The 26063-nt window shown below is 61.4% G+C and carries 17 protein-coding genes and 1 pseudogene; 2 read left to right on the top strand and 16 right to left on the bottom strand.

Going from position 1 to position 26063, the window contains the following annotated elements; translation table 11 throughout:
* Positions 1–605: 605 nt before the first annotated feature.
* A complete protein-coding gene (gene rpoD, locus KHO31_RS38065) occupies positions 606–2603 on the top strand; it encodes an RNA polymerase sigma factor RpoD (protein ID WP_211625951.1) in 1998 nt (665 codons plus the stop codon).
* A gap of 355 nt (positions 2604–2958) precedes the next feature.
* Here rpoD and KHO31_RS38060 read toward each other — a convergent pair.
* The 10 genes and pseudogenes from KHO31_RS38060 to KHO31_RS38015 form a co-directional block, all read right to left on the bottom strand.
* Positions 2959–3755 (bottom strand): annotated as a pseudogene (locus KHO31_RS38060) (YfaP family protein).
* A gap of 22 nt (positions 3756–3777) precedes the next feature.
* On the bottom strand, positions 3778–4557 hold the full coding sequence (locus KHO31_RS38055) for a YfaP family protein (protein WP_201084320.1): 780 nt from the start codon (positions 4555–4557) through the stop codon (positions 3778–3780).
* A 203-nt stretch (positions 4558–4760) separates the two neighbouring features.
* On the bottom strand, positions 4761–6647 hold the full coding sequence (locus KHO31_RS38050) for a DUF2300 domain-containing protein (RefSeq protein ID WP_236061020.1): 1887 nt from the start codon (positions 6645–6647) through the stop codon (positions 4761–4763).
* 11 nt (positions 6648–6658) lie between these two features.
* On the bottom strand, positions 6659–11461 hold the full coding sequence (locus KHO31_RS38045) for an alpha-2-macroglobulin family protein (RefSeq protein ID WP_211625949.1): 4803 nt from the start codon (positions 11459–11461) through the stop codon (positions 6659–6661).
* Positions 11458–12177, bottom strand: coding sequence for a DUF1175 domain-containing protein (locus tag KHO31_RS38040; protein ID WP_201084307.1), 720 nt, complete (start codon positions 12175–12177; stop codon positions 11458–11460). Before KHO31_RS38040 ends, KHO31_RS38045 begins: the two co-directional genes overlap by 4 nt.
* Positions 12178–13968 carry a DUF2138 domain-containing protein gene (locus KHO31_RS38035; protein ID WP_211625947.1) on the bottom strand — a complete coding sequence of 597 codons (1791 nt, stop codon included), beginning with the start codon at positions 13966–13968 and terminating at the stop codon, positions 12178–12180.
* Positions 13969–14468: 500 nt separating this feature from the next.
* Positions 14469–15665, bottom strand: a complete 1197-nt coding sequence (locus KHO31_RS38030) for an aminotransferase-like domain-containing protein (RefSeq protein WP_201142264.1) — start codon at positions 15663–15665, stop codon at positions 14469–14471.
* Between the two features lie 123 nt (positions 15666–15788).
* Positions 15789–16961, bottom strand: a complete 1173-nt coding sequence (locus tag KHO31_RS38025) for an NAD(P)/FAD-dependent oxidoreductase (RefSeq protein WP_201084310.1) — start codon at positions 16959–16961, stop codon at positions 15789–15791.
* Positions 16962–17118: 157 nt separating this feature from the next.
* Positions 17119–18618, bottom strand: a complete 1500-nt coding sequence (gene amaB / locus KHO31_RS38020) for an L-piperidine-6-carboxylate dehydrogenase (RefSeq protein WP_201108888.1) — start codon at positions 18616–18618, stop codon at positions 17119–17121.
* Between the two features lie 276 nt (positions 18619–18894).
* Positions 18895–19740 (bottom strand): FAS1-like dehydratase domain-containing protein, encoded by an 846-nt coding sequence (locus tag KHO31_RS38015; RefSeq protein WP_201142263.1) that lies wholly within the window; start codon positions 19738–19740, stop codon positions 18895–18897.
* Between the two features lie 253 nt (positions 19741–19993).
* Here KHO31_RS38015 and KHO31_RS38010 point away from each other — a divergent pair, with 253 nt between their 5' ends.
* A complete protein-coding gene (locus KHO31_RS38010; RefSeq protein WP_201142262.1) occupies positions 19994–20806 on the top strand; it encodes a 2OG-Fe(II) oxygenase in 813 nt (270 codons plus the stop codon).
* A gap of 155 nt (positions 20807–20961) precedes the next feature.
* Here the strand turns inward: KHO31_RS38010 and KHO31_RS38005 are convergent, their stop codons facing one another.
* The 6 genes from KHO31_RS38005 to KHO31_RS39665 all read right to left on the bottom strand — a co-directional run.
* Positions 20962–21396, bottom strand: coding sequence for a hypothetical protein (locus KHO31_RS38005; protein WP_201087091.1), 435 nt, complete (start codon positions 21394–21396; stop codon positions 20962–20964).
* 23 nt (positions 21397–21419) lie between these two features.
* Complete coding sequence (locus KHO31_RS38000) at positions 21420–22829, bottom strand: hypothetical protein (RefSeq protein WP_201087090.1); 1410 nt, start codon at positions 22827–22829, stop codon at positions 21420–21422.
* Between the two features lie 12 nt (positions 22830–22841).
* Positions 22842–23132 carry a PAAR domain-containing protein gene (locus tag KHO31_RS37995; RefSeq protein ID WP_201087089.1) on the bottom strand — a complete coding sequence of 97 codons (291 nt, stop codon included), beginning with the start codon at positions 23130–23132 and terminating at the stop codon, positions 22842–22844.
* Between the two features lies 1 nt (position 23133).
* The gene (locus KHO31_RS37990; RefSeq protein WP_236071710.1) at positions 23134–24567 is read right to left on the bottom strand and encodes a hypothetical protein; all 1434 of its coding nucleotides are present in this window, start codon (positions 24565–24567) and stop codon (positions 23134–23136) included.
* On the bottom strand, positions 24557–25918 hold the full coding sequence (locus KHO31_RS37985; RefSeq protein ID WP_236071708.1) for a hypothetical protein: 1362 nt from the start codon (positions 25916–25918) through the stop codon (positions 24557–24559). The genes KHO31_RS37990 and KHO31_RS37985 overlap by 11 nt, the downstream gene beginning before the upstream one ends.
* Positions 25836–26063 (bottom strand): DUF2345 domain-containing protein (locus tag KHO31_RS39665; RefSeq protein WP_236071706.1); only part of this gene is annotated, 228 nt, incomplete at its 5' end. The genes KHO31_RS39665 and KHO31_RS37985, both read right to left, overlap by 83 nt.

The following is a 26063-nucleotide window of genomic DNA, read 5'->3' as shown; positions in this document are numbered from 1 at the left end:
AATTTTTAAAGATCGATTACGCATTCACTACCAAAACCGCACCAGACTTCCAGCTACCCGGCACCGCTTCGTTCTGCGTCGCTGCATCAGCAGCAGAGAAACGAGATTATGGAGAACGACCGGCAGGTCGTCAACCCCCTTTTGCGAATTTTCTTTTGGGCAAGTGCGAATCGACGCCAGAACTTGCGTCTCCGTATACCGCCCCTACATATAGCGAGACGGCAGATTACGAGCACGCCGTGTCAGGGCACGCGAGTTCATCTATAGTAGGAAGCTTGTCGTTAGGCGCGGTGAGATGTCGACGCGCCACCTGTGACGAGCATCCGCCCTATATATAGCGTATAGCGGGGCGCGAACGGGCCTGCGACAAGAGCGCATGACGAAAGTGTGCTCACAATGAGCGCGAAGGCGCAAGCTCGTATATACTACGAGACGCGCGAATTTCGCACATTTCTATCGGCCCGCTTCGCGCGGGCTCATCTTTTTTGCTCCCCAAGAGCACAGCCAAACAACCGCGTTGAGTCACTCAGGTGATGTTGAGCCATGCTCGAAACGCCTGACGGTAGCGTCTTGCGTCTCATAGCGAAGCCTCTAGAGGAGAATACGTGAACCCTTTTGATCGCGAAGATTCGCAACACGAAACTGCCGGATACACCGCCAAAGCGCCCGCAGGCCGTACAGCCAAGGGCAAAGGCGCTGGCAAAGCGATCCCCGTAGCGGCTGAACTGCCGCCGCAACAAGCCGAAGAGCGTCAGCGCCAGATGCGCGCGCTGATCCAGCTGGGTAAGGAGCAAGGCTACCTGACCCACGCGCAGATCAACGACCACCTGCCCGACAACTTCGCGCAGACGGCGGCGATCGACAGCATCGTCAGCGCCTTCAACGACATGGGCGTGGCGGTCTACGAGCAGGCTCCGGATGCGGAGACCCTGCTGCTCAACTCGAACGCCCCCGCCGTGGTGTCGGATGATCAGGCAGACGAGGAAACCGAAGTCGCATTGTCGACCGTCGATTCCGAGTTCGGCCGTACGACTGACCCCGTGCGCATGTACATGCGCGAAATGGGTGCAACCGAGCTGCTGACCCGCGCAGGCGAAATCGCGATTGCGAAGCGCATTGAAGACGGTCTTCACGAAATGGTGCAGGCGATTGCCGCTTGCCCGCTCGCGATCTCCGCCATTCTGGCGAGCGCCCAGCAGGTCGCGGACGGCGAACTGCGCATCGACGAACTGGTCGACGGTCTGAATGAGGATACAGTTGCAGCGGAAGACGCGAGCGCGGACGCCGCAGCGGACGTTGACGCCGACGCGACCGACGATGACGACAGCGATAGCGAAGAAGACGACGACGCCGGTCCGGCCGATTCCTCGGCAGCGGACGAAGCACGTCTGAAGCAACTCACCAGCGATTGCCTGGAAATCTTCGCGCAAGTCGGCATCCTGTCCGACCAGCAGAACGCCTCGCACACACGCGGCGACGTCAGCTCGAAGGCTTACCTGCGCGCCCGCGAAGAGATCCAGCAGCACCTCGCCAAGATCCGCTTCACGGCACGCACCATCGACCGTCTGTGCGGCGACGTGCAGCATCAGGTCGCGCAAGTTCGCGCGATCGAGCGCCGCATTCTGCAGATCGTCGTGACGAAGAGCGGCATGCCGCGCGAGCAGTTCATCGAGTCGTTTTCGGGTCACGAAGCCGACCTGGGTTGGACCGAACGTGCCGCGCGCGGTACGTCGACGTTCGGCGCGGCGCTGGAGCGTCATCTGCCGGCAATCCAATCGGAACAGCAAAAGCTGATCGACATCGAAGCGACCGTTTCGCTGCCGCTCAAGCATCTGAAAGAAATCAATCGTCAGATGGTCGCGGCCGAGTCGAAGATGCGCAAGGCCAAGAGCGAGATGATCGAGGCGAATCTACGTCTCGTGATCTCGATCGCGAAGAAGTACGTGAACCGCGGCATGCTGTTCCTCGACCTGATCCAGGAAGGCAATATCGGTTTGATGAAGGCGGTGGACAAGTTCGAATACCGCCGCGGCTGGAAGTTTTCGACGTATGCAACGTGGTGGGTTCGCCAGGCTGTGACGCGCTCGCTCGCCGACCAGGCTCGCACGATCCGCGTCCCGGTGCACATGATCGAAACGATCAACAAACTCAACCGCATTTCGCGCGAGATCCTGCAGCAAACCGGTCAGGAAGCCCATCCGTCGGTGCTGGCAGAACGCATGGAACTGTCGGAAGAGAAGGTGCGCGGCATTCTGAAGATCGCCAAGCAGCCGGTGTCGATGGAAACGCCGGTTGGCGACGACGGCGACGCCACGCTCGGCGACATGATCGAAGATTCGGCAGCTTCCTCGCCGGCCGACGCAGCGATGCAGGCCGACTTGCGCGCCGCCATCGACGACGCGCTCGACTCGCTGTCGCCGCGCGAAGCGAAGGTGCTGCGTATGCGCTACGGTATCAACACGAAGTCTGACCACACGCTCGAAGAAGTCGGCAAGCAGTTCGACGTCACGCGCGAGCGGATTCGTCAGATCGAGAGCAAGGCCATGCGCAAGCTGATGCATCCGAGCCGCGCAGATCGCCTGAAGTCGTTCCTCGACCGCTAAGCCGGTCATTGCGCTTGTCGTGCGCCATGCACGACAAGCAGTTCTGTGTACAACGAGCGGTTCAATCGCGAACTGTCTCGATCAGCTGGGTTGCGCCAGGCTTGCAAAAAGCGAGGCGCGTCCAACTTACGCCGCTCAGGCGATTGGCAATTCCGTGCATCACCCTGCCACCCTGTTCGACCCATCGGCGACCGCCGCATTTATCCACACAAATTGTTCGCAAACCTGTGGATATCCTGCGCAAGACTCACACAAGTCGTTGAGCGCGTTGCGATTTCACCCTCTGCCCCAACCGTGTCGCAAGCTGCGAAGCGCGCGGGCCCGATAGGAAAAAACACGCAGCCTCGCCTTAGTCTTAAGGCATCACAAACGTCTTCACGAGCGTCAGCTCGCCCGGCTTGCGCATCGGCACTCGAATCGTTTCGCTCTTCTCGTCCGGTGTGTTCTCGTTCGTGATGATCGTCACCTGAGCGACGGTTATATCGCTGCCGCTGTTTCCGTTGCCGTAGTAATTCACGTACACCAGATACGTGCCCTTCAACGGCGCAGCCGACGAATAGATCTCCGGCCCATAGCCGGTCGTCACATCCACATCGAGCGAGCCACCGCTCGGCGCAACGCGGTCCCCATACCAGGTATGCACCCCGTCCGGCGACACCACGTGCAAGTCCAGATCGGTGCCATCGGTATCCCATGCAAGCACCACGCGCAACTTCGGCTGTGTCTTGCCGCTGTAGGCGTCGTAAAACTGCACGCGCTTGCGCGATCCATCTGGCGCCCGCAGTTCGACGCTGTTGCTGCCAGCCGGAAACGCATAAGGCCGTGAGAACTTGCCGTCTTCCTCCACCGCTGCGGTAACGGCGTGCCGTCGACCACCAGCGTACCCACCGTGGTGCCCTTCTTCTTCGGCGTGTTGCGTATCTGCCCTTCGATCAGCGCGAACTTCGACTGCCCTTCCGGCGTCGACACCGACACCGCCGGGTAGTGCACGTCCTGCGTATAGCGCTCGCTGTCGCCGCTGGTGTTGCGCCAGCCGTTCAACGGCGCGCCGAAGTCGATATCGCTCGCGTGCGCCACCGTCGCAACCTGCAAACAGGCGACAACGAGCACCGTCCAGCCAGCCTTCGCCCAACCCGTCGTCTTGACCTTCATCGTCACTGCTCCCATCCCGCTGTCAGAGTTGCTCGCTTTTCACGAGCAGCAGGTCGCCGATCTTGCGCAGCGGCACGACCATCGTTTCACGCCGTTCGTTCGGCGTGTTTTCATTGAACACGAGCGTCAACGTCGCGGTAATCACGTCGCGCTCGTGCGCGGCGGCGTCGAAGTTGTAGCCGGTCGAATCGAAGTTGCCCCAGTAGTTCAGAAAGAACAGCCACGTACCGTGCTCGGGCGCCGCCGACGAAAAGATCCCCGGCCCTGCGCCATCCACCGAATCGACATCGAAGCCGCTGCCGTCTTCGAGCGTCGGGTTGGCGAAGAACGCGTGCAGACCGTCCGGCGTGATCACGTGCAGATCCACCTGCGCCTTCGGATCATCCCACGTGACGATCGCGCGGAGCTTCGCCTGCGGCTTGCTGCGGTCAGCTTCGTAGAACTGCATGCGCTGATGCTGCCTGCCGTCGGCGGAAATCAACTCGACGCTGTTCGAGCCCGCGCCGAACGCCCACGGACGCGCGAATGCGCCTTCGTCGTCGGTATAGAGCGGCGTCGGGTTGCCGTTGACGACCAGCGTCGGCGGCTTGCGTGCGTGTTTGTCGATATGCTTCAGGCGTCCTTCGATCAGCGTGCGATAGCGTTGCGCGCCACGGTCGACCGGCGGCCGGGGATACGCCGCGACGAAGTGCTCGCCTTCGTTCGTCAGCCCGCTGTGGCGCCAGCCGCCGAACGCGCCGGTCAGATCAGCGAGCGCCCCGCCATTGCCATCCGCACCAGCGGCTTGCACGTTCGTCGCCATACTCGCCGCCAGCGCAACCGAGGCCATGGCGATTGCCATGTGAACTCGAACACCGCACGCAAGAGGTGCCAAGGTAACGGCCCCGCGAACGCGAACTCGAACGCCCTTCCTAAGAGGCGCCAAGGCAACCGCGGCAGGAATTCGAACTCGGCGCATCACAGGGAGCGCGCGGAACACGGCGGAAAGCGAGCGCAAGACAGTGTTCATTGGATCGGATTGTCGGTGCGTATCAACGTGCGCGCGGTACGTTCGACAAACTCTTCGTCGAGGCCACGCGGATGATGCTGGAACGCGAGGTGAATGTATTCATGCGTCAACGCGATACGGTCCTCTTCGGTCTGCAAGCGATAAACGTACACGCGATTGCGCTGCGCGTCCGCATAGGGCCGCCCTTCGCGCACCGCGCACACGGCCGGCAGATCGGGCGTTTCGTAGCCGGCCGCGCCGTCCATGCGCCGCGCCCACAGCGGCGCGTTGCGCTGCAGCCATTGCTGGGCGCCGGCCACCTGGATGCAATCGCCGGACAACGGACTCTCAAACGACGTCAAGGTCGCTTGCGGCCAGGTGCGCGAGAGAATGGCGTCGAACGTGAGGCCGGTTTGCGCGGACACCTTCGCGGCAAGCCAGCTCATCTGACCGGGCGCGGCCCTGTCGTGGTGATATTGAACCGGCACGCCGGTGAGCACCAGTGCGTCGGTCAGATCGGCCGCACGGCGTGCGGCCGCGGTCGGCACGCGCGGCAGGACGCGCTGTGTGCTGCTGCTGTCGTCGATACGGAAGCAGCCGTGATCGTGATTGCCGTGCTGCACGACGTAGGACCGCGCCGCCACCGCCAACGCTTTCGCCGCCTCCGGCTGGCTCGTGTCGCCTTCCCGCTCGACCACCCGTGCGACGTAGTCATTCATGCCGAAGCGGCCGACCACTTGCGGCGCACCTGCGGCGTCGCGATCCAGCCGCAACTCGCCGCGGCTTTCCACACGCGCCCAGTTGCCATTGACGAAACCGATCCGGAATTCACCACGCAGCGGACCATCCGGCACCGCTGCCGGCCCTTTGTCGCCAAGCACCTGCCGAATCGGATAGCGGCTGAAGAAGTCGACCAGCACGCACGCGTTGTCGTCCGGTACGGTGACTTGCGTGAGCAACGGCGCGATGCGCGGCGCGGCGGCGGCCAGCACGCGCGCGCTGCCGCCGGGGCCGCCCAGCCACACCGGCGTGCCGTCGACAAGCCAGCCTGCCGCGCCGCCAATCGAGGCGCCGGGCCGCGCCGGATCCGGCATCGTCCATGTCTTGGCGCGCAGCACGCTGCCATAGAGCGACACGGTGCCCTCGCCGCGCCCGCTCGTCAGCACCGACACCAGCGTGCTCGCCGCCGCCTCGCGCGGCCGTGCCGGCATCGCCTGCAATGCGGCGAGCAGGTCGGTCACCGGCACACGGCGCGTCGGCGTCATCGCGTGGAGGTCACGCAGCCACGCGGGCGCATGCGCGGCCGTCCAATACTTGCGCCAATCGGCGGGATCGACTTGCAGACGTGCTGGCTCGAAAAAGCGACCGCACGATTGCACCAGCGCATGTTCGCGGTCGATGTGACCGCCCGCCATGCAGCAATACACTTCTTCAGGATCGCCACCGCTGCAGGTGTAATCCGGCGTGGCGATATTGCGATCGACCAGGTAACCATAGACGAATAGCTTCCACACGCTGCCAAGCGGTGTCTCCAGCGTCGCCGGTAAGGGACGTGCGGATTGTGGCGCGAGGCCGTCCGTGGCGCCGCCGGCGGCGTTGAACTGCCACAGCTGCGATTGGCCGTCGCGCAACCAGGCGAAGTGCAGCGTTTGTGCCGAGGATGCGGCTGACGGCGTAGTTGGCGATGTAGTTGACGTCGACCTTGGCAATGCGTTTGGCGCCGACTTTGACGACGCCATCGGCGACGAGCTTGGCGTAGCCGCTAGCGACGCGGTCGGCGATGCAGTAGCCGCGGTCGCTCCCGCACCGCTAAAAACACACCCCGCTCCCACGGCGAGCGCGACCCGCAATGCAGTTGCCCGACGATCGCGCGAGTGCCGAAGAGCGGAGAAAGCGGGGAACATAAGGGTCTCGCTTACTGAATGCGCAGGGTCGTCACGCGATCGCTCTTACCGCCTTCGAACGCCTTGGCGTCCGGCTGATACATGCGGAAGTAGCGAGCGGGCGGCAACGCGAACGTGCCTGGCAACGCAAAGCGCACCAGTTGCCGCAGCGTCACCGGACGATCGAGCAAGGGCACCGGCTGGTGATAAGCCAACTCACCCATCTCATACGATGCGGCACGCGCGAACGGCTGCGGACCGCTAACCCCTTCCTTCTCGCCGGGCAAACCGTCGATCGACACGCCCCAGCTGGTCGCCTCGACATCGCCGCCCGGCGGCAGCGGCACGTCGAGCAGACCGTAGTGGTATGCATTGCCGGAGCGCGGCGTAAGCGAGACCTCGTCGACGTACAGCGCATTGCTGTCGATCGCATCGCCTGGCTTTACGAGACGCGCGGTAAATGCCGAGCGACCCAGTTGGCTCTCGGCGCTCGCTTTCTTGGGATCGACCGTGACTTCCAAAGGCTCCAATTTGTAGAAACGGCGTTCGACGGCGATGTTCAGGCGACTGTCCTCGCTCGTATGGCTGCGGAACGAGACCAGCGCGTTGACGTCGGTGCGCGCGGCGCCTGAGTCGAGCGTGCCCGGCAAGGCCGCGCCGGTCCACTTCCACAGCGGCGTGCCAGTCTGCGTAGCAGCACGCGTCCAGCCCGTGCCTTGCAGCGACGGTAGCGAAGCCGGCGCTGTGTCACCGCCGAGCGCTTTACGCACCCACAGCAACGTCAATGCGCGATCGAGCGTCGGGTAGTCGGCGCTGCTTTTCGCAAGCAAGGCCGATGCATCGAACGCCGCGCCGCCGTCGCCACCCGTCATGTACAGCAGGCTTTGCACGAGTGGTGCGGAATCGTTGGCCAGTGCCGTGCGTGCAGCGCTCGCCGTTGCGTCGAAGCCATCCGGCAGTTGAGCGCTCGTGCTGCGCGCCATGTTGCCGATCAACAGCATCGCCATCTGCTTGCCGCGCGGCGAATCGGCCTGCGCGAACACGATACTGTCCGACGCGCCGTACCTGGTGTTTTGCGCAGCGGTCGAAGCATTGCCCGTGGCCGCGGCATCGTTCTGCAAGTCCGCCGCGACACCCGAAACCGGCGTCGCAACCGGCAGGCCCATCTGCTGCATGAACCACAGCGCCAGCGCGCGATGCAACAGCGGCTCTTTCGCTCCGGCATCGCGATAGACGTCCATCGCATGCTGCCAGTTGTCGGCGGGCAACGTAATGCCGAGGCTGCGGCTCGCGAGCCAGTCGGCGTAATACGCGTAGGCGGTAATCAGCGAACTGCCGCCGGTCGTGTCGCCCCACCAGCCGAACGTACCGCCGACGCCCGCCAGCATTGCCAGACGTTGCCGCTGATTGCGTAACAGCGCTTCGAGCCCCTGCGTCGGACTCGCGCCGCCGTCAGCACCGAGGCCGCGGCCGATGGCATCGTGGGCGAGCGCCAATGGAATCAGACGGCTCGACGTCTGCTCGGCGCAGCCGTACGGATAATTAATCAGATCGTCGGCGACGCGCGCGAATTGGCTCGCGACACTGCCGATGAAACGCACACTGACGTCCTGCGCATCTTGCGGCAGATTGAGCGGCTTGTTCGAACCGTCGAGCACCACGGTGTTCTGATGCAGATCGAGCCAACCGCTCGCATCGAGATGGATGGTGGTCTGCAAACGATCCACATCCTTCCCCGCACGGCGCAAGGTCGCGTTGATCACCCCCGCCTTCAACGCGCCGGTCGGCAGGCGCAGGTAGTTCGCGCCGCGCTTGAGCGTGACCTTCTGGTTCAACGAGAGACCGCCGCCGTCGACCAGCCACTCGGCGTCCATATCCGCGTCGGTCTGATTGAAGGCAATCATGTCGATGGCCGGCTGATCGTTGACGCGGAAATGCGAAGGCCCGCTCCACTTGAGATACAGCGCCTTGTCCGAACGCACGTACGCGGTACGTTGACCGACCATGCCGTCCGGCGCCGCCGCGCGCACGGTGATGCGCCAGCGCGCCAGCGAGTCCGGCATCTTGAAGGTCATGGTGGCATGACCGTTCGCGTCGGTCTTCAGCGTGCCTTCCCACGCGGCCGTGTCCTGATCGTCACGACGCGGCCGTTCGAGCACTTTTACGCCGCGCTCGTTGTAGTTGGCGCGTTGTGGACCGCCCGGCGCGCCTTTCAACGGCGAGCGCGCAAGATCGTACGTAATGAATGACAGACTCGACGACGTCCGCACATTGTTGCGGCGCGGGTGATAGAAAAAGTCGACGATATTCGGCGCGATTTCCGGCTGCAACACGTAGACCATTTCGTCGACCACGCTCACCGTCAGATTCGCCGCTTCCGGCTTGCCGTTCAGCGTGCTGTCGAAGTTCAGCGTGACCGTATCGCCCGGGCCGTACACCGGCTTGTCGCTCTTCACGTTCAGTTCGATCTGCGGTTGCGCGACCACGATGCCGGCGTTCTGGAAAACGTATTCGCCGGCATGCACGTACAGCACCGAGAACGTCATATTCGGCGCGAATTCTTCACCCACCTTGATGCGCGCCTTCCATTGCGCGGGGGCGACGCGCTGCAGTTGCAGCCAGTCGCCGCCGGCTGTCAACAAAGCGCGGTGTTCGACGTTGTCGCGTTCCAGCGTCAGGAGTGCATCGTCGACCGGCATCGGGAAGGTAATCAGCGCTTCGGCGGTGTCGCCGATCTTGTACCGGTCGCGATCGAACACGATCTCGACGCTGCCTGGAATCGCCTTCAGACCGTCACCCGCAACCCAATGGCTCGCGGCGGCAATCAGATTGCCCGTGTCGTCCTTGACCGACAGCATGTACGACCCCGGTTCGTCGAATTGCACCGGAAAGGACAATTTGCCGCCTGCCGTCGCGCCTTTGAGCGCGCCTTCGCTATGAGTTTGCGATTCAAGGCGAGTCCATTCCCACTTGGCCGGCGCATGCGCAGACGGGTCGATCGTACCGAGCGCTTGGAGATCGAAATTGACCGCTTCCTTCGGCTGCGAGAATGACTTGGCGGCCGACAAGCGATAAGGTGTCGCGCCGCGCGCGATCAGCACTTCACGCGTTACACGCACCTTGTAGGCCGCGCCGTCCTGCGCGAACAGCGTCAACGCATAACGGCTCGGCTCTTTCGCAGCGGGCAGCGTGAGGCTCGCGTTGCCGTCGCTATCGGTCTTGAGTTCCTGCTGCTCCAGCTTGACCGGAAACAACCCTGCATAACGCAATTCACCGTCGACGATCGTCACTTTCTGCGCACGCAGCGTGACCGAAACCTTGCTGTCGCGCACCGGCTTGCCGTCCGGGTAGCGCAACTGGATCTTTCCCTTCAGTTGCTCGCCCGTCGCATAGTCGGCTTTATCCATCGACAGGTTGACGTCGAAATGCGGCTTCACATATTCGGCGACGCGAAATGCGCTGCCGTATACATCGCCGTTGTAATCGAAACGCAGCGTATAGCCGCCGGCGGTGGCATCGGCGGGAAGCGTGAAGGACGCATCCGCGCCCGTGTCGGAAGCAAAATGCACCTTGCTCGTCGCCACCGGCGAGCCGTTCGGATCGAGCACGTCGAGCTTGATATCGGCATCGGCAGGCGCGGTCGATTGCGTCGCGTTCTGGAACGTGCGGCCGATGAATTTCACATGCACCGCATCGCCCGGCCGGTACATCGGACGGTCGGTCACCGCATAGATCTTGGTGTTGTAGATCTCGCTGTCGTAATAGAAATTCTCCGAGACGAACACGCCCCCTTGCGGATCGGTGCCAAGCACGTAGCTGCGCTCGGGGCTCACGTGTTGCAGCACCAGCGCACCGTCGTTGCCGGTCGTACCGCTTTGCAGCACACCCACGCCATCGGTCCAGCTCACGTCGGTATTCGCCACCGGTTTGCCGTTATCGCGCCGCGTAGTCCACACCAGCATGCCGCTCGACGCCGCTTTCACGACCGCGACCGTGTCCGACACAAACAGCAAGGTATGCGCACGATAGTTGCCGATCACTGCCTCGACGATATACAGCCCCGGTGGCAGCTTGCCGACCGGAATCATCACGTTGCCCGAACTCGCTTCGATGAAGTTACTGCTGCTGCCCTCGAGATTCACACCCTTCGGCGGCTCGATCACCTTCGCGTCCCAGATCGGATAGCGAAAGCGCGCGACCATGTCATAGCCCTTCAGCGGCGCGAACTGCGAGTTCTGCTGGAATTGTGTCTGCTTGCCGGTCTGCTCGCCGAGCTTGAATTGCGGCTCCGCTACGGTCGTCTTGCTGCGCGTTGCGAACGACAACACGCGCTGCCACGCGCGGCGTGCTTCAGTGAACCAGCGGTCCCACAGATAGGCCAGCGTATTCGCCAGTCCTTCGCCCTGGTAATTCGGCGCGACATTCAGGCGATGCAGATTCTTCTGCGCCTTCAAAAAGTCCAACGGCTTCGGCACGCGATACACGACGATGTCCGCGCCGCCATACGCTTGCAGCGCGTCCTTGAATTCGCGGCCGGGCGCTTCCAGCCGCACCTGCGCCAACTGATCGCTGCCGAAGCTCGCATCCGAAAGCAGGAAGAACGGCTGACCGTCGACCTTCTGCGACGCGAAGTTGCTCGATGGCGCTGTTTGAAGCGTCGGGTTCGCGGCGATATTGGCATCGGCGGCGGTGCTCGATGCGCTGTCGTCGGCGTAGGCCGTTGGCGCTATGGCAAGCGTCATGGCCGCGAAGAGCGCGACCACGATAAGGCCCGCGCGATGATGTAAGTTGCCGAGCCAGGCGCGCGACGCGGTGACGGAATTCATTCGGGTCATGGTGTCAGAAAGTCCAAACGAAACACGCCAACGAAATTCGGATTGCCGTCGAGCGGCTGCCAGCGGGAATCTTTCCATTGCATCAGGTCGGAGACGGCCACGGCGCGCAGACCGGTATCGGTCGGCGTAACAGTGCCTGTGTGATAAGCGATGTAGCGATCCAGCCAGATCATCAGATGCTGGTCGTCGCCCTGGTCGAAGAACAGCAGGTCGCCGGGCAGCGCCTGGTTCACGTCCTTCGAAACAAAACGGCTATTGCGTTGAATCAGTGCGATCGCCGACGCGTACGCGCCAGTGGAACCGTCGAGCTGGGTCCAGCGGTTCGCGATTCCGCGTTGCGCTGCGGACAACTGCAGTTCAGGCGGCAGGCTGCTGGTGTCCGCGAGACTGGTCATGCCGTTGGCGCGCAACCATTTGGTGTCGTGCGGCTTAAGCGTTTCGCCGACGGCAAAGCGCACGAGTCCCGCGCAATCGCGTTGGGTCCAGCGCGGCGTCGGACCGCGGCGCATTTGCTGGTCGACGATACGCACGAACCAGGCGCGAAACGCAGCGGATTGCTGCGGTGACAGCGCGTCGGGGTCGGGCGATGCGGTGGTGCTGCTGAGCGCGTTCGCATAGGGCGCAAGGCCGGCCATCACACACGCGAAAGCCGCGCGAGTGAGCCAGACGCGACGCGTGATCACCGGCGCCACGTCAAAGACGTGAAGGCGGCGCATTCAATCGCCCTCGGTGCCGGGCTGGTCCGCAGGCGCGTCAGCCACGCCGCCGTCCGCACCTCCGCCTGTATCCGCTGCTGCGCGGTCGAACCACCACTCCACCGGCACCCAAGCCGTCGAACCCGGCAAGTTCTGCGGGACCGTCAACGAAACCGGTGGGTAGTGTGCGAGCGCATGCAGCTTTGGCACAAGATGCGTACGCGACGCATTGCGGAACACCGCTTCCTGATCTGCCGGCAACGCCGCGCCTGCTTCGCGTTCGATCAACGCAGCCGCGGACGAAGGCGTCAGCGTGAGAATCGTGCGCGGCAGACGCTGCGGCGCGAGCGTATCGGCGAGCGCCGGATAGCGCTTGTCGAGCACGGCGAGCGTATCGTCGACGAGACTCGAATCAGGAGAAAAAATCAGATAGCCGTGCGCCAGTGCGAGCGTCACCGGGAAATAGCGCTCCGCCGACAGTTGCGATGCGAACGACGCCTTGCTGGACAAAGCGGTACCAGAGCGTGCACTGACCGGCCGTTGCCACACCGTGACGCCTGCGCCCTGGTCGTGTTGCGTGACCGGCAAGCGGCGATAACCGGGATCAGCGTCGCTGGATTTAGCAGCCTTCGCCTCGTATGCGCCGACCACGTCGCCAAAGGTCTTGCTGAGCGAGGTCTTCAGCGCAGCGATGCTCGCCGCGTCCTGCGTCTTCACGCGAGCGACGAATACCGGCGCGATCAGCGTGGACTTCGCATACCAGCAGACGGCTGCGGGGCCGGCAAGCTGATCGCCGATCTCAGCGGCGCCATCGGCGCCCACACTGGCAACCTTGCCCAACAAGCCCGACACTTCTTTCCAGTCAGCAGGCAAACTTGTGCACGCCGCCGGATTGGCCGGCAACGCGCGCCACAAGTCGGCGCTCTTCCACTCTTGAGGCAACTTCCCCGGCTCGATCAGAGCGGAGGTCTGCCACTTCGCCGCAGAGTTACCGTTCGGCGAAAAATCGAATCGCAGTGCGTCGATGCCCGAGAAAAACGCCTGATAGCCAAACGACAAATAATTGGCCGACACTACCAGCCGGTGTCCCTTCGGCGCATCGCCCGGCGCGTCCAGTCGATAGGCGCGCGCCGCATCGTCGCGGCCAGACGAAAGCATTTCGGACACGGCGTCGGCCCGCTCGCCCAGCAAGCTGCCTTTCGCGTCGAGCAGCACGCCGGGTGCGGACAACACGACAAGGCGGTCGTCTTTCGCCGCGAACAGAATCGTGCGGCCAACCGCCAGCTTCAACGCGTAAACGGGTACGTCGCCGGAGAGCCTGGCGACCTGGCTCAACTGCGAGTCGCTCGCGGCGACGTTGCCGAAGCCTTGCAGCAGCTTCGCCAGACCGTTACGGCGCATCGACATCACCCAGTACCCGAGGCGGCCGTCCGGCGAGCGCCACAGCAACACATGCGCGGGTTCGTCGAATACGCGCCGGATCAGTTCGTCGCGCCAGTCGAACTGATGTTCGAATGCGAGACGCCGCAACGCGCCCTCGGCGGACAGCCGCGTATCGTTCGATTCGTAATAGTCGACGAAGTCCTGAGTCAGCACGTCGTGCAACAGCGGCACGCGCAGGATGTCGCGCGGCAAATGCGAAAGCGCTTCGCTGTCGATCACCGCGTCCGGGTGATGAATATCGAGCACGATTTCGCTGGTCCCGGCGGCTTTGCGATGCGCAAATGGACGCCACACCGCCTGAATGACCACGCCGGCCACGACCAGAAGACCGACCACCAGGATTGCTATCTTTTTACGCGACATCTTCATCTGATTTTTTCTGGTTCGATGCGACGGTATTAACGTGGATGGCCGATGAATTAACTCATCGAAATCATTCGCCGAATGGCAGCGATGATAACCGATATTTTTAGCCGAAAACCAGTGGTACTTTCCATTTAACAATCTGCCATATTTCAGGAATTTGACGGAAATATTGAACGGGCGAGATTAAATCATTAGAACGCGCGTCCATTTGGAGCAGCGGCTTGAGTGAAAACGACACGCGAAGGAGGCAATAGCACGCAAGAATGCGGCGGGCGCGCCTGTTAGCGGCCTCGGCAAAGCAGAAACCAGGGAAGTGCCGGCGAACATACGCGCACCGCATGTGACCTTACGCTGCTTTACTCGATCGGGATGTTTATGCTAAATATCCGCGATTTAGTACTTGCATAAAAAAACCCGGCTGCGCGCCGCGCGCTCACCGGGTTATTTCAAGTATTGCCCTTACTGCTTTGCCTCGAATACCGCGTAAGCTGCATTAGCCGTGATCAAAAGAGTGAGAGCGCCTGCTTCATTCTCTGCACGCCGGTTTCGATTTCGGCTACACCGGGCGCAGCAAATGACAAACGCAGTGCCGCCAGATCGACATTGTCTTTATAGAACGCGACGCCCGGCACGAACATGACGTTGCGCTCGATACAGGCACGCAGCATGTCGGACGCATTCTGCCCACCCGTCAATTGCGCCCACACGAACATGCCGCCGGCTGGGCGATGAAACGCGATAGCGTCACCCAAATGCTCATCGAGCGCATCGCATAGCGTGCGGCACTTCACGGCGTAGGCTCCGACGATCCGCGGCAGATGCCGCTCCAGCGCGCCGCTCGCAAGGTATTCAGCGGCGATCGCCTGGGTCCACGGCGAACTGCACAGGTCGACCGTTTGCTTGGCGACCAAACAACGGCGCAAGATTTCCGCATGCGCGACCATCCAGCCGACCCGCAAACCCGGCGCGACGATCTTCGACAGACTCGAAAAATGCACGACCCAGTCGCGCGAACCGGGCACCTGATTGCTCAATGCAAGCAGCGACGGCAGCGCCGCGCCGTTGAAACGCAAATCGCCATAAGGATCGTCTTCGACAATCAGAAATTGGTGCCGCGCCGCCAGTTTCAACAACGCCGTGCGGCGTTCGAGCGACAAAGTCGCGCCAGTCGGATTGGCAAAGGTCGGCACGGTGTAGAGCAGCTTCGGCGGCCGCGCGAATGTGCCCGCATCGAGCAACGCGGCGAGCGCGGCGACATCGAGCCCGTCCTGATCGACCGGCACGGTCACCACGTCGGCCGCCTGCAGCTTCAGCGCCTGCAAAGTCGCTGGATAGGCGGGCTGTTCGACCAGCACCACATCGCCCGGCGCGACCATCACGCGCAACAGCAGATCGAAGCCTTGCTGTGAACCGGTCGTGACGAGCAATTCCTGCGGCGTGCAAGGCGTACCACGCCGCGTCATCAAATGAGCGAGTTGGTCCTTGAGGACGGCAAGGCCATCAGTCGGGCCATATTGCAAACAGAGCGTGGGCTGCTGCGACGCACGCGCCGCGGCCACATCCAGGCCCTCGCGATCGAACAGATCGCTGGCCGGATAGCCGCCGGCAAACGAAATCATGCCGGGCTGCGCCAGATACTTGAACAGCTCGCGGATCGGCGAACCGGTCGGTGCTTCGAATGCGGGGTTGAACGTGAACATGGTGACGGGCCGTTTATCTTGTCGATGGAAGATCGGCATCGATTGTGGCCATCGTCAGGGTGAGCGGCAAACGATATCTACGCACTACGTATTGCGTTTTCCGCATCACCTCGAACGCACCGGCTAAACCACGTTCTTCTCCACGATCGGCCGGTTTTCGAGCACGCGAGTGAAGCTCAGCGAATCCAGATCGAGGGTCGTGTAACGTCCATGCAGAATCAACTCGCTGATGCCGCGGCCGGTTGCCGGACCCTGTTGCAAACCATGCCCACTAAAGCCATTGGCGAAAATGCAGTTATCGACGTCCGGGTGATGCCCGATGATCGCGTTCTGATCGAGCACGTTGTATTCGTAGTAACCGGACCAGCAGTTCTGCACGCGCAGCGCTTCGAATTGCGGTATGCGATGTGCGAGCGTCGGCCAGATCACGTCGTCGAATAGTGCGTGATCGACTTCGTCGAGCGGCAAATCGTCGGGATCGTTATCCGCTGACGGTGACGTACCGCAGATGAACGAATTGCCCTCAGGCCGGAAATACACACCGCTCGGATCGATCAGCAACGGGCAATGTTCGAGCCGTGCGGGCGACGTGACGTTGAAGATACTTCGGCGTCGTGCAAATACCGGGAGGTCGATGCCGGCCATCTGCGCGACTTTGCGCGACCAGGCGCCCGCAGCGTTCACTACGACATCGCAGGCGTAGACCTCGCCATTCGCGGTCTGCACTTGCGTTATGTGTTTGCCGTCGCGTTGCAGCGCGGTGACGTCAGCGGCAACGTAGCGCGCGCCGAGCGCCTGCGCTTTCTTGCGCAACGCCTGCACGAGACCATAGCCGTCGAACCAGCCCTCACCGCTTTCGCCAAAAGCGCCAGCAATGAGATCTTCCGTATTGAGCCAGGGAAAGCGTGCTTGCAACGCGCCTTTGTCAAGCAAGCTGATATCGGCGCCCAGACTCGTTTGAAGCGCGTGATTTTCACGCAGCGTCGTCTCACCAGCGGGCGTGGCGAGAAACAGATAGCCGCCTTCGTGCAGATCGATCGACGGTTTCACGCCGTCGATCTCGAGCCGCTCGCCGATCGAGCGCAGAAACTCGATGCCGAATAGCGACATCTGAATGGAAAGCGGGGTAGAGAATTGCTGGCGAATGGAGGCCGCCGACAATGCCGACGACGAACGCGCATAGGTCGGATCGCGTTCGATCACCGTGACGCTGACCGTCGGATCGGACAGCCGCAAGAAATACGCAATCGAGCTGCCGATCACCCCACCGCCGATGATCACGACTTTGGAACTCACGTCTTACTCCACGAGTAGCGTGGCCGCTCAAAAACGGCGGGCGGCGCAAACGGATTGCTAAAAGAAGTTGTGAACAGCGGCGCGTGAATGCGCCGCTGCTTTCTGCTGAGTGCTCTACCGCCTGATTGTTTTTTTGGCGGTATCGGTACTTACCGGATCAGCCGATATTGAAGTCGATGCCCTGCGCGAGCGGCAATGCCGACGAATAGTTGACCGTGTTGGTCGCGCGGCGCATGTAGGCCTTCCACGCATCCGAACCTGACTCACGACCGCCGCCGGTCTCCTTCTCGCCACCGAACGCGCCGCCGATTTCCGCACCGCTCGGTCCGATGTTCACGTTTGCGATACCGCAGTCGCTACCCGAGTCGGACAGGAAGCGTTCAGCTTCGCGCAGATCGGTTGTGAACACGCACGACGACAAACCGTGCACCGCCGCATTGTTCGCCTCGACCGCGTTAGCGAAATCCGAATAGCGCAACACATAAAGGATCGGGGCGAAGGTTTCCTTCAGCACCACTGCCGTTTGCGACGGCATTTCGACGATGGCGGGACGCACGTAGTAACCGCCTTCATAGCCCTTTACCTCGACGCGCTCGCCGCCGAACACCTTGCCGCCTTCGGCCGTGGCCTGCTGTAGCGCTTCCTGCATGCGAGCATACGATTGCTTGTCGATCAGCGGGCCCATCAGCGTGCCCTTTTCGAGCGGATTGCCGATCGGCACCTTGCTGTACAACTGCTTCAGACGTTCGATGGTCTTGTCGTACACGCTCTCGTGCACGAACAGACGCCGCAGTGACGTGCAACGCTGCCCCGCCGTGCCCACAGCAGAGAACAGGATGCCGCGCATCGCGAGCTCATGATCCGCGGTTTGCGCGACGATACCCGCGTTGTTGCCGCCGAGTTCGAGCAGCGAGCGGCCAAAGCGCTTCGCCACCTCGACGCCGACCGTGCGGCCCATTTCCGTGCTGCCCGTCGCGCTGACGATCGATGCACGCGGGTCGGCCACCAGCTTCGCGCCGACGTCGCGGCCACCGTTGATCAATGCAGTCAGGCCGGCCGGGGCGTCGCCGAATTCTTTCAGTGCCTCGCTGAGAATCTGATTGACGGCGAGCGCGGTCAGCGGCGTCTTTTCCGACGGCTTCCAGATCACCGCATTGCCGCACACCAGCGCCAGCGCCGCATTCCACGCCCACACCGCTGCCGGGAAGTTGAACGCCGAGATCACGACGCACGTCCCCATCGGGTGCCATGTTTCGGCCATGCGATGGCCCGGGCGCTCCGAGGCGATCGTCAGACCGTACAACTGGCGCGATAGACCGACCGCGAAGTCGCAGATGTCGATCATTTCCTGCACTTCGCCCATGCCTTCCTGCAGGATCTTGCCGGTTTCGAGCGTGATGATGCTGCCCAGCGCCTGCTTCTTTTCACGCAGCCGATTGCCGAGCAGGCGTACCAGTTCACCGCGGCGCGGCGCGGGGACGTTGCGCCAGGCCGTGTACGCCTCTTTCGCGTTGGCGAGGGCCACGTCGACTTCCGCTACCGTATTGCTGGCCACACGGCCGATGAGTTCGCCGGTGATCGGCGAATGAACCGCGATGTCGCCGGCTTGCGCCGCGTGGGCGATGCCGAGGTCGGCGAGGATGGTGGAAGCGTCCATGAGAATCCCTTTAATTTCCGATGCGAAACAAGAGTAAGTTAGGAAACTATACACGCGGGACTTTATGGCGGCAAGGGGATTTGCCCGGAGCGGCTTGCCTGAGCACCTTAGCAAGCCTGCTGTGCCTGACTGGCGCGGGCAAGATGCCCTGCATTGATGGCTGACGCACACATGGTTTCCGGTCGGTCGGTAGCGCATCGCCGCCCGCCCCCTCGTTTCTTATTGGAAATACCTCGCCGACCTGGTTATGTCTGGGCCGCCCTCACCCATGGGCCGCTAATCGAAGAGCGCTGCCGTAGCCCGCATGGTCAGATAGCCTTCGTAGTCTTTGGCCCACAGGTCGATGGTCTTGCCGTCGGCGGAAGGTTTGCCGCATACCGTGAACGGCTGGCCCGCGAAGGTGGGCCGCAGCGCTTTGAACGCGAAGCTTTGCAGCGTCGCGTCTGGCTGTTCGCGACGCACCAGATCGACCAGCAGCGTCGCGATCAGCGGACCGTGCACGATCAGGCCCGGATAGCCCTCGACCTCGGTCACGTACGGGTAATCGTAATGGATGCGATGGCCGTTGAAGGTCAGCGCGGAATAGCGGAACAACATCACGGCGTCGGCATCGACGGTGCGGCGCCACGTTTCGCCCTCCGGCGCGGGCGCCGCTTGCGGCGGGCGAGCACCCTCTTGCGGCGCGTCGCGATAGACGATGTCGTGCTCTTCTTCGAGCTTCAGTTCACCACCCGCTTCAATCGTGTGCTGCACCGTCACGAACACGAGACGACCCGAGCGGCCGGTTTTGTCTTCGATATTGGCGATGGTCGACGTCCGTTTCGCATGCTCGCCGACTTTGAGCGGCACGTGGAACGTCAGGCGCCCGCCAGCCCACATACGGCGCGGTAGCGGCACCGGCGGCAGAAAGCCGCCGCGCTTCGGATGACCGTCCGGACCGACATCGGACAACGGCGCGATCGGCAGAAAGTACAGCCAGTGCCAGAGCGGCGGCACCGTATCGCCACTTTCTTCCCGGTCCAGGGTGGCGGCCATTGCCGCCAGCGGAAAAGCTGTGATGTCGTCTTCTATCACCGCCTCTTTGTCGAGCCAGTCGTCGAGTTTCTCAGGGCAGGCAGACATGATCAAAGTCTCCGAGTGCGCTTATGAGGCTAAATAGGGTCTAACTATGAATCTTGCAGCACGTTTCGCGAAGTTTGCATTTTCGAATCAGGCCTTTGTTTTTGCTCAAAACGCACCCTGACGCCTGCATAGCGGGTTCGAGTGGCCAAGCCATAACGATACGGGAATTAGACAGCAAGAGTCGGAGTGCATGCCCTTTGGCGCGTCCTTACACTCAGTCATCGTTCGATGAATCGCCTTACGGGGAATGCTCATGAATACGGTCGCAAAGGATCTGCACTCGCAGTCGCCGGAGTTGGAGCTGGAGTTCGAGCCCAAACTGAAACACGTGGAAGCACTGGAGCCAAGCACCGTCACCGGCTCGCTTACACGGCGTGTCGACGCGATCGACTGGTTCGATGTCGAAGAGGATCTGAACGGATATGGCTGTGCGATGCTGCGCAATCTGCTCAGTGTGCAGGAATGCGACGCGCTGACCGCGCTCTATCCGCGCGACGACCTGTATCGCAGTCGCGTCGTAATGGTGCGGCATGGTTTCGGTCGTGGTGAATACAAGTACTTCGCGTATCCGCTGCCGCGTCCGGTGGCGGCGTTGCGTGCCGCGCTTTATCCGCGCCTTGCGCCGGTCGCGAATCGCTGGAATGAAGCGATGAATATCGATGTCCGCTATCCAGCCGCGCACGACGAATTCATCGAGCGCTGCCACGCCGCCGGGCAGACGCGCCCGACGCCCCTGATGCTTCAATACGCCACCGACGACTACAACTGCCTGCATCAGGATCTATACGGCGAGCATGTCTTCCCACTTCAGATCGCGATTTTGCTGTCCGAGCCGGGCGAAGATTTCACAGGTGGGGAGTTCGTGATGACGGAGCAGCGTCCGCGGATGCAGTCGCGCACGGAAGTCGTGCCGCTCTGCAAGGGCGACGCGGTGGTATTTGCGGTTCATCACCGGCCGGTACAGGGCACGCGCGGCGTGTATCGGGTGAATCTGCGGCACGGAGTGAGCCGCCTGCGATCGGGCCGCCGGCATACGCTCGGGGTGATTTTTCATGATGCCAGTTGATTGAGTTCAATGCGGCGCGCACCGGTCTCGCGGACTTGCAAGACAGGTGATTTGTTTAAAGTTCGGATATCTGAGTTGTTGGCACCGCGGTGTACACGGTGTGGGGAACGGTGCGCGTGTTCCCCATGGGACGCGATGATAGGGCGACGTGAACATCACACCCTATGATTCTTCCTGAGCCGCAATTCTTCGGCCTTCATCGCCCGCTGATATGCTTCCATGCGCTGCCACGTATCGACAAAGCGCACCTGCGGGCGGTCACGGTTCCGGCTGATCCACCACGGCCTGCCCTGCTTCACGTACCAGCGCCACACCGCGGCTTCGCAGATTTCGTGTTCGCCATCGGGACATACGCCGTCAATCACATCCTCGAAGTGCAGCGCATGGGCAACACCGTCCTGCCAGTGACGCCACAGGTCATCCGCAATGAATCCCACCGTGAACCCCAGCAGGATCAGCGGGTACTGTATCCATGCCGGATCACCCAGGTCCTTTGCGGCAAACCATCCCACCACGTTCGTGTAGATGGCCGTTATGAACATACCGGCCCAGGTGAACCTGATGAAAGGCGGAACCAGCAGAATGCGCATCCGTCGCAGACCTCGTGTAGGCATCATGAACCTTCGTGGCACACGCGCCAGACTTCTTCGGCAAGCATCCTTGACCGGAAGTACCTCTCCGCGAAAAATCCCGCAATACCGACCACCACGATGACAACGCCCGCGGTCTTCAGTCCGTTCCAGGCCACGCTGTCATCGAGTAGCAGCACGCCAAGCACGCTCATGCACACCAGAACAATCTCGGCACATGGAATGATGGAATACTCATAACTGTCCTTCCATGGCAGATTCACCCGCTGCGCTTCCCGGGCGACGAGACTGAACGCCACACCCTTTTCACCTGGTAACGCCACGAGCTGCGTGCCCTGTCCGAAGTGCGCCATCCTGGCCGCAAGCGCATACAGCAGCCACCGCGACGCCGGGGCCTGCGGGCCGATTGCCGTGTCGAGCGCATGCGTGGAAACCTCCAGACAGCTTTCTCTAACAGCGCCCAGGGTTGCGTGCCGCGCGAGGCCCTTCAGGCGGCTATGCCAGAAATTACGGATGCGTTTCGTCTCGACCTGCTCCGCCCTGAGCAGCAGCGTCAGCGCATCCTCGGCCTGATCGGCTTCGGTCGCAATCCCGCGCAGCAGCCACGCCTGTGCCTTGAGCTTGCCCCGCTGGTTGTACATGAGCTGATGCGAGCCCAACAGCAGCGCTACGGCAAACTCCGAGCAGTCCTTCGGCGCATCCGGCCCGCCATCGTTCAGATGCCACGCTAGTACAAGGCGGTAATACGGATCGCTGTCAGCCGGGAACCATTTTTCCGCAAACTTCGGCTCCGTTGTGGCCTGCATACGGACAATGCGCGGCGCTCCGGGCAATTCCAGATTCTTCCAAACTGCGTGAACGATGTCGGACGATTCATCCCGGTCGCCCTGCATCATGAGCAGGAACGAATCGCTGCGCATGGCCCCAGCCAGCTTCGGCACAAGCGGCACAAGCAGTTTTTCCAGCACGGCATGCAGCCGGGATTCAGCCCCCGTCTCATCCATGTCGAGCGCCATGACCTTGCCGGGATTCTGCGGCGGCGTACCGTCCAGGCCCAGCATGCGCTCGGCCAGCTCCGGTTCCGGCGTGAGCACCACGCTGTCCAGCACGGCGACGCCGGAGCGGCCTTGCTGCTGCCATGACCTTCGCTGTCGCCAGCGTTCCTGATTCACAACGGCTGTCTCGAAGGCGTAGAGTCCGTGGGCACTGTGATAAACGAATGCGCATATCGCCCCCCAGAAAACCGGCCCGATCAGCAGGACTCCCCGGAAAAATTCCATTGAGTTGACCGATTTTCCCTTCGGCCACGTAGCTACGGTAAGCGCCAGCGCAACGCACTCCACGATGATGAACAGCACGAGATAAATCCAGACGGGCGGAGGCTCACCCGCCTCCCGTTCATCTGGTATCGCCTGATCCCAGCGAAAACTCATCCTTCCTCCGTGTCAGCTTCCGTACGTCCAGTCGCGCTGGGAGGCAATCAGCGTCGGCGGCGGGATGCAGCCACAGCGGCAGAAGTCGCCCTCCAGCGCAGGCAGCTTGCCGTCCAGGCCGTCGTCCTCGGCGCGTGGGCCATTTGGGACAACGTGACCGATGGAGCCACAGGCGGGACACTGCACGCGTGCCCCGATGTAACTCATGCCGCGTTCGTTCGGGCCAACGTTCTCGATGCTGTCGAGCACGATGCCGTTTGCTGTGGTCCGGTCGAGCCGGAGAATGCAGGCGCGGTCGCTCATGTCATATCCCCAGCCATTCCCAATCGGCTCCGTCGTTTCTGACGGGCATGCTCTGTCCGTGACGCAGGGTGACGATGCCCGCGAGGTCGTAGCGATACGACCCGGCGGTGAAGAAACTGCCCGAGTGGACACGTGCAAGCCAGCGGCCACTACGTGGGCAAACGGTCCCTGCTTTGCAGACGTGTTCGGTGCCTTCAGTGATGTCGAACGACCACTGCTTGACGGGCGTTGGCGCGCTGCCCTCCCATACCCATTGCACCGGCCCGTTGAGTTCAGTGCCGCTGGCGGACGCCATCAGCATTTTTACGTTGTCCCTCGTAGCAACGTCACCGGCCTTGAATGGCACGAGCTGCAGGCTGCGATAGGCACCGCTGCCTGTCGTGCGCACCGCGCGATACAGACCGTCCTCGGCAAACTTCTCGCCAGGATTGACCGGGAAATACGACAAGCGAGTCCGCTGGTACGCTTCCCACTGCTCGCGCTCCTGCGGAGTCGAGGGGTAGTCACGGTCGAAGGTTACGCGGGTCGGGTTCTTGTAGTCAGAATGGAAATCGACACGCACCAGACTGGACTGGATTCCAGTGACCTCAATGTTCATAAACGCGCCAGCATTTAGCTCATAGGTGCCAGCAGCAAATTTACTGACAGACGTTGTCTTCATCTTAAAAGTCACCGAACTACGCGGCGCAAGAGTGACCTTTCCATCAGGAAACCCGCCCGGATTTTCGAGCAGCTTACCCGCCAACCCAAACCCGATTTCAGAATCTGGACTCTTCGACCCGATACGTCTGCCGTTTACGCCCAAAATATCCATATTCCTGCCAATTACGGGATTCCACTTATCAGGCGTCCTAAAATTGATCGGATAGTCACCGCTGTTGTCGAACCTGACGGACACCAGAAATCCATCCTTCGAACGGTCAATTGAAATGAGCGAAACATCAAGCTTCACAATTTTTCGGCCATCCTGAACTCCTGCGTTCCTTAACGAGTCCACCAGATCAGCGATCTTGATTGCGACAGGACGACTAAAATCTCTCACGTAACTGCTCTTGATCTCTCCACCACATTTTGCGACGTAAAGATCGGGGATCGGCACGTCGCTTGCCGGGTCTTTGGGTGAGCACAGTAATTCGCCGAGTTTTCTGGCAGACACAAGGTTTTCGCCCTTTAGCCTCGACTCATATATTCCCACCCCGCTGACATTCCGGTTACCGTCAGAATCACCAATTTCGACCGTCAGCACATCTCCAGAAACCGATATTGCATTGTTTCCATAGGTATTGATGCTGCCATCCGCAGCGCCATTTGTCGTATAGCTGAATTGCATCGCCTGATTCTCCCTGTTAGCGGTCCCTGCATTCACACATCCCGCCAGAACAACCGGGACAATCGTCAGCACGCCCAATACGATATGCCAAAAATTACGCATCATAGCCAACCCTCCACAACTTATTCGTTGAAAGCGAAAACTGACGCCGCACATATTCCAGGTAATATGGCTTGATGGCCGCCGTCACACTCCCGGATTTCAGTGGTGCATTGGCACCATCACCCATCAGATTAGTTGGTGAATGTCCTTGCCACACCAGACTTCCGGCTTTCGCATCAACCAGCGAAAAATCGATCTGCTCGTTCTTGATATACGACTCGTGCAACCAGCCGCCCTGGTCGTAGTATTCATCAGGGAAATTGAAATAATGTCCGCATTCATGTGCCTCAACATTCGCCATCGGATAGTCGTGGATCACCTTCTGCTCGTCCCGCCATTTATGCCGCTCGCCCCAGGACGAAGTGTCGGCCCTAAGGACGGTCGGAAATAGATGATTCGAAACATGGGGATTAAATCCAGCAATGGACGCGCCCTTGACCGATATGCGGAGATCAACCCTGAAATTAACCTTCACTCGGCATCCACATGCCGCTCCCTTAGAGCAACCATCGAGGATAAGCTTGTAGCTTCCCTGGTTCAAAACGGCCTCAATACGGCTTCTCAGTGCGCTGACATCATAGTCACCTCCCACCGCATCGCGATAGTCCATCTTCACCCCGTTGACCGTGGAGCCAGGCGTCATTCGCCAATGATCGCTATAGGAATATGGAATCGTCAGCGATATGGCTTCAGAATCGCGATTTCCCTGTGCATCGACAGGAAACAGATCCATCGGAATCAACATCACCCGAACCGTGCAGGTGATCGCCTTGTCCTGCTCGCTATATGCAAATTCGAAGTTCGAATCCCTTGAACCACCACCTCTGATCTGGTTTCCGCTGCCATCCTTCCACGGCGTCCGGTTGTTCAACATGCCCCAATACGACGTGGCTTCGATATGCTCACTGACATCAGCCTTCACGTCCGTGATCTTCCAGTCGCAGGGAACCGCATTTGCGAGCTTGATGGGATCAGGCGCAACATCGGTTTGCTGCTGGTCGTCGGGACTGTCCAGTATGACCTTGGCTTTAGGCACCCCTGAATCCACATTTGACGGCTTTCCGTCAAACGGTGAAGAGGCAGACGCACCCGCTGGCACGCCACCGCTGGATTGACGTGAGAAAAAGTCGCCAGGCGGAGACGGCGCTATCGCACCCGCATCAGGCGCAGGCGGAATTGCTCCCGCATTCCCCAACGACTCCCACTGCGACGCGTCTGGTGCTGGCGCAGGTGCTGGCGGCGAAACGAAATCCGGATTCGACCGCCACACCTCACACCCGGTCGTGAACGGCACGAAGACCGGTGCGAATGCCGCGCCACCCAGGTCCATCTGCGCAGGACCCACCTTCTTCAAGCCACTTGTCCTGAACACGGCGCCACCCCGGGTGGCCATATTCGATCCCCTCAGGCGTCATGCGCATATACGTGCCGCCGACACTCAGCGCGATCTCCCTTGACGACTTCATATGCAGCACACCGTCAACCGTTTCAACGGTCAT

Source organism: Paraburkholderia domus, assembly GCF_905220705.1.
Lineage (GTDB): Bacteria > Pseudomonadota > Gammaproteobacteria > Burkholderiales > Burkholderiaceae > Paraburkholderia > Paraburkholderia domus.
This window is presented reverse-complemented; position numbering and strand designations above follow the sequence as displayed.